The 5,423-nt window shown below is 67.7% G+C and carries 5 protein-coding genes; all 5 read left to right on the top strand.

Going from position 1 to position 5,423, the window contains the following annotated elements:
• Window positions 1–184 precede the first annotated feature (184 nt).
• Window positions 185–1,348 (top strand): acyl-CoA dehydrogenase family protein, encoded by a 1,164-nt coding sequence (locus tag RJ1_RS44215; protein ID WP_061045681.1) that lies wholly within the window; start codon window positions 185–187, stop codon window positions 1,346–1,348.
• Between the two features lie 114 nt (window positions 1,349–1,462).
• Window positions 1,463–2,626 (top strand): CaiB/BaiF CoA transferase family protein, encoded by a 1,164-nt coding sequence (locus RJ1_RS44210; protein ID WP_073370975.1) that lies wholly within the window; start codon window positions 1,463–1,465, stop codon window positions 2,624–2,626.
• Entirely contained in the window at window positions 2,623–3,414 is a 792-nt protein-coding gene (locus tag RJ1_RS44205; protein ID WP_073370971.1) for an enoyl-CoA hydratase/isomerase family protein, read from the top strand. Before RJ1_RS44210 ends, RJ1_RS44205 begins: the two co-directional genes overlap by 4 nt.
• A complete protein-coding gene (locus RJ1_RS44200; RefSeq protein WP_073370969.1) occupies window positions 3,411–4,568 on the top strand; it encodes a CaiB/BaiF CoA transferase family protein in 1,158 nt (385 codons plus the stop codon). The genes RJ1_RS44205 and RJ1_RS44200 overlap by 4 nt, the downstream gene beginning before the upstream one ends.
• A 61-nt stretch (window positions 4,569–4,629) precedes the next feature.
• Window positions 4,630–5,423: HpcH/HpaI aldolase/citrate lyase family protein (locus RJ1_RS44195; RefSeq protein WP_073370966.1), on the top strand; the 794-nt coding region annotated here is incomplete at its 3' end.

Raw genomic sequence — 5,423 nt, 5'->3', positions numbered from 1 at the left:
AAATCGTTCGCTCCGACCGTCTACACGGTTGCGACGCTGCCGAAGACGAAGAACGGGAAGATCATGCGCCGCGCCATCCGGGCGCGGTTCCTCGGGGACCCGGTGGGGGACATGTCGTCACTCGACCCGGCGACACCCGTCGAAGACATCCCCGTATCCACAGGTTCATAGAAAAGGACAACTGATGAGTGAGACCGACCAGAGCAACGTCGAAGTCGTTCGCGAGGCGACCCGCGCGCTGGCCCGCAAGTTCGACAACAACTACTGGCTCGACAAGGACAACAAGCACGAGTACCCATGGGACTTCGTGAAGGCCTTCGCCGCGGGCGGCTGGCTGGGCGCGATGATCCCGGAAGAGTATGGCGGTATCGGGCTGGGCCTGAAAGAGGCCGCCGTGATGATGGGCGAGATCTCTGCATCGGGCGCCGGCATGAGCGGTGGCTCGGCAGTCCACTTCTACGTCTTCCCTCCGGCGCCGATCGTGCGGTACGGCTCCGAAGAGATGAAGCGCGAGTACCTGCCGAAGCTCGCCAGTGGTGAGATGCTCATGGCGTTCGGCGTCACCGAGCCGACCGCCGGCGTCGACACTTCGCGGATCAAGACCAAGGCCACCAAGGTCGACGGCGGCTGGGTGATCAACGGCCAGAAGGTGTTCATCACCAACGCCAAGAACGCGCAGCGCATCCTCCTGCTCGCGCGCACATCCCCGCGGCGCGACGACAAGCCGCTGCACGGCATGACCCTGTTCTTCGCGAACATGGACCCCGAACGGATCACGATCCGCGAGATCGACAAACTCGGCCGCGCCGCGATCGACACCAACGAACTCTTCATCGACAACCTCGAGGTGGCCGACCACGAGGTGGTCGGAGAAGTCGACAAGGGCTTCTACTACCTGCTCGACGGCTTGAATCCTGAGCGCATCTGCGTCGCGATGGAGGGCATCGGCCTGGGCCGCGCCGCTCTCGACCTGGCGACGAACTACGCCAACGAGAGGATCGTTTTCGACCGCCCGATCGGCAAGAACCAGGCCGTTGCACATCCCCTGGCCGATTCGTGGATCCGGCTCGAGGCCGCCGAAGGCATGGCAATGAAGGCGGCCGATCTGTTCGATGCCCAGCAGCCCTGCGGCGCCGAGGCGGCCGCGGCCAAATACCTCGGTGCCGAGGCGGGCTTCGAGGCCTGCGACCGGGCCTTCTCCACCTTCGGCGGCTACGCGTACGCGAAGGAGTACCACATCGAGCGGCTGTGGCGGGAGGTGCGGCTGCTGCGCAACGCCCCGTTCTCGCAGGAAATGGTCCGCAACTACATCTCGCAGCAGGTGCTGGGGCTTCCCCGTTCCTACTGATAACCGACTCCCGAGGTCCTACTGATCCGACAGGGGACCGCGGGCCCGGCCGCCGGCCGCGGCGAACTCAACCCGCGGCCGGCGGCATCCACGAGAACTCAGGAAGTGAGCGATATGAGCGGACCCCTCGACGGCACCCGGGTGCTGGTGTTGTCCGGCATGGGCCCGGTGCCGTACGTATCGATGTTGTTGGCCGACATGGGCGCACACGTGGTGCGCGTGGTACGGCCGACTCATCGGGCGGCGCGGGCGCTCGCGCAGACCGAAGGGCTGCGCGAGGAGTGCGACGTGGCCAACCGCGGCGTCGAGACCACAGCTCTCGACCTCAAGGACCCGCGCGGCGTGGATACCGTCCTGCGGCTCGCTGCGGCCGCCGAAGTCTTCATCGAGGGCTACCGCCCTGGCGTGGCCGAGAGGCTGGGTCTGGGGCCCGAGGTGGTGCTCGGACACAACCCGGCGATCGTCTACGCACGATTGACCGGCTACGGGCAGTCGGGCCCACGTGCACAGGAGGCGGGGCACGACATCAACTATGTCGCCCAATCCGGTGCCTTGCACGCCTTGGCACGGCACGGTGAACGCCCTCGTCCCCCGATCAACCTCCTCGGCGACTACGCGGGCGGCGGAGCCATCGGGGCGTTCGGGATCGTATGCGCCCTACTGGAGGCGACGAAGTCCGGGCATGGGCAGGTCATCGACGTCGCCATGGTCGACGGGGTCGCCCTGTTGACCGCCAAGCTGCAGGGACTGCGGGCGGCGGGACTGTTCTCCGATGAGCCGGGCACGAACTGGATCGACTCCGGAGCACCGTTCTACGACACCTACCGGTGCGCGGACGGCCGTTATCTCGCTGTCGGTGCGCTCGAACCCGACTTCTACCAGGAGTTCCTCGCCGGCCTCGGCGTCGAGACCGCCCAATGGCCCGACCAGGGTGACCGCGCGCGGTGGCCCCACTTGTGGGAGCTGATCGCGGCGGTCATCGCTGGGCGGACGCGGGACGAGTGGGAGTCCATCTACGCCGGCACCGACGCCTGCGTGAGTCCGGTTCTGAGCTTCGACGAGGCTGCGGAGCACCCACACAACGCCGAGCGGGGGCTGTACCAGCGGGTCGGCGGAGTTCTGCAGCCGGCGCCAGCGCCTCGGCTGAGCCGCACCCCCGCCCGCACACCGTCGGTGCCGCAAACCGAACAGGTCGCGGCCGCGGGTCTGATCGATGCCTGGTCGGCTCCCGACCTCCAGACGAACAATCTCCTCGAGGAAGTAGGGGTACAGCAGTGAAGACGTATGACGGGTTCCCGACGTTGGCGATCGACCGACCGTCGGACGGGTTGCTGCGGATCGTGCTCGACGGGCCGGACCTGCACGCGGTCGGGGCGGACATGCACCGGGAGTTGGCGGATGTGTGGGCTGCGATCGCCCGGGACGAGTCGGTGCGGGCGGTGCTGATCCGGGGTGCCGGCGACCGGGCCTTCTCGGCCGGCGGCAGCTTCGACCTCATCGACGCGATGGTCAAGGACTTCGACACCCGCACCCGTGTCATGCACGAGGCCCGCGATCTGGTCCGCAACATCATCGAATGCCCGGCCCCGATCGTGTCGGCAATCAACGGGCCGGCCGTCGGTGCCGGACTGGTCGCCGCACTGCTGGCGGACGTGTCGGTGGCCGGTCGGCGAGCGAAGATCGTCGACGGGCACGTGCGGATCGGGGTGGCTGCCGGTGATCATGCCGCGCTCTGCTGGCCGTTGCTGTGCGGGATGGCGAAGGCGAAGTATCACCTGCTCACCAACGAGGTGCTCACCGGCGAGGAGGCGGAGCGGATCGGGATGGTCTCGGTGTGTGTGGACGACGACACCGTGCAGGACCGCGCCCTGGAGATCGCCGAGAACCTTTCGCGCGGGTCGCGCAGCGCGTTGCGGTTCACCAAGCACGCGTTGAACAACTGGTACCGGCAGGCGATGCCGATCTTCGACGCGTCGCTGGGTTTCGAGTTCTACGGGTTCGGTGGCCCGGATGTTGCCGAAGGTGTGGCCTCGCACCGCGACAAGCGTGAGCCGAGGTTCACATGAGCGGGCCGCTGGACGGGATCACCGTCCTCGGGCTCGAGCAGGCCATCGCGGCGCCGCTGTGCACCCGGCACCTGGCCGACCTGGGTGCCCGGGTGATCAAGGTCGAGCAACCCGGATTCGGGGACTCGACCCGCCACTACGACGGGACCGTGCGCGGGTTGGCCGCCCACTTCGTGTGGCTCAACCACGGCAAGGAGTCGGCGGCCCTGGACCTGACCGCCTCCGCCGACCGCGAGGTGCTGCACGATCTGCTGGCGCGGGCCGATGTCATCGTCAGCAACCTCGCACCGGGCGCATTGGACCGGCTCGGCCTTGGAGTGGACGAGCTGGCGCAGCGGTATCCGCGGTTGATCATCGTCGACATCTCCGGCTACGGCCGCGGCGGACCACTCGACCACAAACGGGCCTACGACCTGCTCATCCAGGCCGAGGCCGGATCCTGCACCATCACCGGCAGGCCCGGTCAGCCGGCCAAACCGGGGATTCCGATCGCCGACATCGGCACCGCACTGTATGCGTACTCGGCCATCCTGGCCGCACTGTACGAGCGGGAGCGGACCGGACGCGGGGCGGTGATTCCGATCGCAATGCTCGACGTCGTAGCCGAGATGATGGGCTTCGCACTCAACCAGGTCATCCACGGCGGTGTCGAACCCGAGCCGGTCGGCATGGGATCGCCAATGGTCGCCCCATACGGCGCATACCCGACCGTCGACGGACAGACCGCCGTCCTGGGCACCACCAGCGACCGGGAATGGCGGCGGCTGGCGGCCGACCTCCTCGGACGCCCGGATCTGGCCGAGGACCCTCGCTACGCCCACAACGACGACCGCGTCCGGGCCCGGACCGAACTGGACGAGATCGTCGGCGCCTGGTGCGGGCAGCGCACCCTCGCCGAGATCCAGCGGGCCGCGGATGCGGCCGGGATCGGCAACGCCCGACTCAACGGAGTCCGCGACCTCGCCGAACACCCACAACTGGCCGCCCGCAATCGGTGGCGCGACATCGACACCCCGGCCGGTCCCGTGCCCGCCCTGGTGCCGCCCGGCCTCGCACAGGGGTGGGCCACGGTATCGGGCAGCGTCCCGGCGTTGGGCGCCGATACCGACGCCATCCGCGCCGAATTCGCCGAACACAGCACCCCACACAGCTGACAACTGTGCGGCCGCAGAACCCAGTTATGACAAATGATTTCACACCCGTTGGGAGAAACCCATGAGACCGCTTCGTTCGTTGTTGTTCGTGCCCGGGCATCGGGAGGGGTGGGCCGAGAAGGCCATCGCCGCCGGTGCGGACGGCCTGATCCTCGACCTCGAGGACTCCGTACCCGAGCACCTGAAGGAACAGGGACGACTGACTGTCGCGCGCACGATCGGCAGCCTGCGGGCGGCCGACGCGGACGTCGCACTCTACGTGCGGCTGAACGCACTGGACACCGGGATCTCGGGTGACGACATCGCTGCCGTCGCCGTGCCGGGACTCGACGGCTTCGTCCTGCCGAAAACCTATGGCCCCGATGACATCGTCCGGTTCGATGCGCTGGTCACCCATTTCGAGCGGGCCAACCGTGTCGACGCCGGGAAGCTCGAATTCATCTGCTGCCTGGAAACCGCCGAGGCGTATGCGAACTGCGAGAAGATCGCCGTCGCGTCACCTCGGGTGGCGACCCTGTTCGCCGGGACGGCGCGCGACGCGGACGTGTCCCGATCTGTCGGGTTCCAGTTCACCCCGTCCGGTCAGGAGACGCTGTATCTGCGCAGCCGGGCGCTGCTCGCCGCACGTGCCAACGGCCTCGAGTTTCCGTTGGTCGGGGTGTGGCAGGACCTCACCGACCATGACGGGGCACGGAATTTCTCCGAACGCAACCGCGAACTCGGCTTCCGCGGCCAGGTGTTGATCCATCCCTCGCACATCGCGCTCGCCAACGAGGTGTTCAGCCCGTCCGACGCCGAAATCGCGTTCTACTCGGGCATGATCGACGCCTTCGAGGAAGCCGAAGCCAAGGGACT

The organism is Rhodococcus jostii NBRC 16295 (genome assembly GCF_001894825.1).
In the GTDB taxonomy this organism is placed as follows: domain Bacteria; phylum Actinomycetota; class Actinomycetes; order Mycobacteriales; family Mycobacteriaceae; genus Rhodococcus_F; species Rhodococcus_F jostii.
The sequence above is the reverse complement of the archived record's forward strand: the minus strand, read 5'-3'. Positions and strand labels throughout refer to the sequence as shown.